We start from the raw sequence: 3,917 nt of genomic DNA, 5'->3' as shown, positions 1-3,917 counted from the left end.
CCCTTTCGAGGGTCGGCCCGTCGGAGTTCCGCACTGACACTTTTGTGTCATTCGGGCTCCGCATTGCGATCCTTTTCCACCCCTCCCGTCGACGGGGAGGGGTGAGCATTTCCGGCCAGAACGGCAACACACCAGATCGAAGGCCCACGGGGTGTACCGCTCGGGAACCTCTCTTCGATACTCTGGCTTCGGCCGCGTGGCACATGCCCCGGGCCCGGCGGGTCCGGGCCGCGCCGACACCGCGACCGCCCGCCCCCGGAGGGGCCGCGGTCCGTTCCCCACCCTCGCACCGACGACGCGCTCCGCGCCGCCCGATTTACCCCAGGAGAGTCCACCGTATGGCCGGTCCCGCGTTCCGTGCCGCCGCCGTCCGGGTCAGGGTTCCCGCGACCAGCGCCAACCTCGGCCCGGGCTTCGACGCCCTCGGGCTCGCGCTGGGTCTGTACGACGACGTGGTCGTCCGGGTCGCCGACTCCGGCCTCTCCGTCGACATCGCCGGTGAGGGCGCCGACACGCTGCCGCGCGACGAGCGCCACCTGCTGGTCCGCTCGATGCGCGCCGCCTTCGACCGGCTCGGCGGCCAGCCCCGCGGCCTCGAAGTGGTCTGCGCCAACCGGATACCGCACGGCCGCGGCCTCGGCTCCTCCTCGGCCGCCATCTGCGCCGGCATCGTGGCCGCCCGCGCGGTGACCATCGGCGGTCGGTCCGCGCTGGACGACGACGCGCTGCTGGCCCTCGCCTCCGAGCTGGAGGGCCACCCCGACAACGTCGCGGCCTGCCTGCGCGGCAACTTCACCATCGCCTGGACCGACGAGGAGTCGGCCAAGGCGGTCGTGCTGGAGCCGTCCGAGCAGGTCGTCCCGGTGGTGTTCGTGCCGGCCGGCGAGGTGCTCACCGAGACCGCGCGCGGACTGCTGCCGAAGACCGTCCCGCTGGCGGACGCGGCCGTCAACGCGGGCCGCTCCGCACTGCTGGTGGAGGCGCTGACCAGGCGCCCCGAGCTGCTCCTCGCCGCCACCGAGGACCGGCTGCACCAGGACTACCGCGCCTCCGCCATGCCGGACAGCGCCGCGCTGGTCGGCGCCCTGCGCGCCGAGGGCTTCCCCGCGGTCGTCTCCGGCGCCGGTCCGACCGTCCTGGCGCTCACCGACGAGGCGGGCGCCGACAAGGTGCTCTCCTTCGCCGGGCACCACGGCCACGGCGGCGATCCGGCGTTCGCCGCGCACCGGCTGGACGTCGACCGCACCGGGGCCGTCGTGCTCCCGCTGGACGTCTGAGCAGCCCGAACGGGCCGCTCGGGACCCGGCGCCGGCACCCTGCCGAGCCGGGTCCGACGGACACGATTGGCAAGCGCAAGGCTGGGGAATGTCTGAGGGGGTCGGTAGTGTTAACCTCATTGCTGCACCAGGTGCCCTCCGGGGCTAGGTGCGCCGCGTCCCGATCCCAGCGCTCCACGGCAGTGGAGTCCCGGCGATGCACGGGGCGACGATTCTCCGGGAGCCCACCGCAGCGCGTACGCAGCCTGCCTGCGCGACATGCGGCCGCATCCCGAAGCCGTGACGGCACCTGACCCCCACCCGCAGCCTCCCACCTGAGGCCAGGACGGGCGGAGCACGGGCCACCGTCACGCGACGGGGGCCCGGGATTCGCAGGGAGCGTGGGGGTTACGCCCTCAGGGGAGGTCGACACACGACCGGCCCACGCGCCACTCAGCACCACCGTGCTTCAAGCACCGCACCTCGCACGTAGCCCTCCCTCGACAGGCTCCCGCCGTTCGAGGGATCACCGCCTCGGACCGACGCAGTCGAGCGTTGGTCAGGACAGCACAACCGGTCGCCGAGCCAGACAGGCCGACGTCCGCTCCAGGGAAGGACCCTTAGTGAGCGACTCCACCGATCTGATGGGCGCGCGCCCGGACGCCGAGGCGTCGGACGCGGCCACCGCCCCCGCTGCCCCGGCGCGGCGCCGCCGCAGTGCCGCCGCGGGCCTGGACGGCATGGTCCTGGCCGAGCTCCAGAAGCTCGCCGCGGACCTTGGCATCACCGGTACCGGACGCATGCGCAAGAGCCAGCTGATCGAGACCATCAAGGAGAAGAGCGGCGGGGACCCGCTGCTCGCCGCCGGTGGCACCGCCCCGGCCGCCAAGCGCACCGCCGCCAAGGCGGACGCCGAGGCCCCGGCCGAGAAGCCGGCCCGCCGCACCAAGGCCGCCGCCGCCAAGGCCGAGGCTCCGGCCGCCGCCGAGCCGCAGGCCCAGATCGAGATCCCGGTCCAGGCCGCCGCGGAGACCGCCGCGCCCGCCCGTACCGAGCGCACCCGCCGCCGGGCCACCTCGGCCGCCGGCGCGCCCGTCGCCCCGGTCGCGGAGGCCGCCGCCGAGCCCGCCACCGTCGCGGTCGCCGAGCCGAAGCAGGCCGAGGCCCGCCCGGCCGAGACCCGCGGCTTCGAGGGCCGCGAGGACGGCCGCGAGTCGCGTCGCGACCGCCGTGAGCGCCGGGACCGCCGCGAGGGCGCCGAGCGCACCGAGCGCACGGACCGCCAGGAGGGCGGCGAGGCCCAGGACGGCGACGGCCGCGAGTCGCGCCGCGACCGCCGCAACCGCCGCGAGCGCGCCGACCGCCAGCCCCAGCAGGGCGGCGGCCAGCAGCAGGGCGGCCAGGCCGAGCAGCAGGGCCGTCAGGGCCAGCAGACCCAGCAGCCGCAGGCCCAGCAGCAGGGCGGCTACGAGGACGACGAGTTCGGCGAGGGCCGGCGCGGCCGGCGCGGGCGCTACCGCGACCGCCGCGGCCGCCGCGGCCGTGACGGCTTCGAGGCCGCCGGCGTGGCCGAGCCGCAGGTCGGCGAGGACGACGTCCTGATCCCGGTCGCGGGCATCCTCGACATCCTCGACAACTACGCGTTCGTGCGCACCTCCGGCTACCTGCCGGGCCAGAACGACGTCTACGTCTCGCTCGCCCAGGTCCGCAAGAACGGGCTGCGCAAGGGTGACGCCATCACCGGTGCCGTGCGCCAGCCGCGCGAGGGCGAGCGCCGCGAGAAGTTCAACGCCATGGTGCGGCTGGACTCCGTCAACGGCATGGACCCGGAGAGCGGCCGCGGCCGCCCCGAGTTCAACAAGCTCACCCCGCTCTACCCGCAGGAGCGGCTGCGCCTGGAGACCGACCCGGGCGTGCTGACCACCCGGATCATCGACCTGGTGTCGCCGATCGGCAAGGGCCAGCGCGGTCTGATCGTCGCGCCGCCGAAGACCGGCAAGACCATGGTGCTCCAGGCGGTCGCCAACGCGATCACCCACAACAACCCCGAGTGCCACCTGATGGTCGTCCTGGTCGACGAGCGTCCGGAAGAGGTCACCGACATGCAGCGGTCGGTGAAGGGCGAGGTCATCTCCTCGACCTTCGACCGCCCGGCCGAGGACCACACCACCGTCGCCGAGCTGGCCATCGAGCGCGCCAAGCGCCTGGTGGAGCTGGGCCACGACGTGGTCATCCTGCTGGACTCGATCACCCGCCTCGGCCGCGCCTACAACCTGGCGGCGCCGGCCTCCGGCCGCATCCTGTCCGGTGGTGTCGACTCGACCGCGCTGTACCCGCCGAAGAAGTTCTTCGGTGCCGCGCGCAACATCGAGAACGGCGGCTCGCTGACCATCCTGGCCACCGCGCTGGTCGAGACCGGCTCGCGCATGGACGAGGTGATCTTCGAGGAGTTCAAGGGCACCGGCAACATGGAGCTCAAGCTCGACCGGAAGCTCTCGGACAAGCGCATCTTCCCGGCCGTCGACGTGGACGCCTCCAGCACCCGCAAGGAGGAGATCCTGCTCGGCAGCGAGGAGTTGGCCATCGTCTGGAAGCTCCGCCGGGTGCTGCACGCGCTCGACTCGCAGCAGGCGATCGAGCTGCTCCTGGACAAGATGAAGC

Annotated in this window: 2 protein-coding genes; both read left to right on the top strand. The window is 73.8% G+C overall.

The window, feature by feature from the left end:
• Positions 1 to 338 precede the first annotated feature (338 nt).
• Positions 339 to 1,277, top strand: a complete 939-nt coding sequence (gene thrB, locus ACFU6K_RS33295) for a homoserine kinase (RefSeq protein WP_380669438.1) — start codon at positions 339 to 341, stop codon at positions 1,275 to 1,277.
• A gap of 602 nt (positions 1,278 to 1,879) precedes the next feature.
• On the top strand, positions 1,880 to 3,917 hold a 2,038-nt coding region (rho, locus tag ACFU6K_RS33290; protein WP_380669436.1), incomplete at its 3' end, for a transcription termination factor Rho.

Source organism: Kitasatospora sp. NPDC057512 (genome assembly GCF_042802135.1).
Lineage (GTDB): Bacteria > Actinomycetota > Actinomycetes > Streptomycetales > Streptomycetaceae > Kitasatospora.
Note: the sequence above shows the minus strand (reverse complement) of the source record. Positions and strands in the feature narration are given on the sequence as shown.

Excerpts from the sequence above, each read along its gene's own strand:
- thrB (WP_380669438.1), top strand. The coding sequence starts at position 339 with ATGGCCGGTCCCGCGTTCCGTGCCGCCGCCGTCCGGGTCAGGGTTCCC.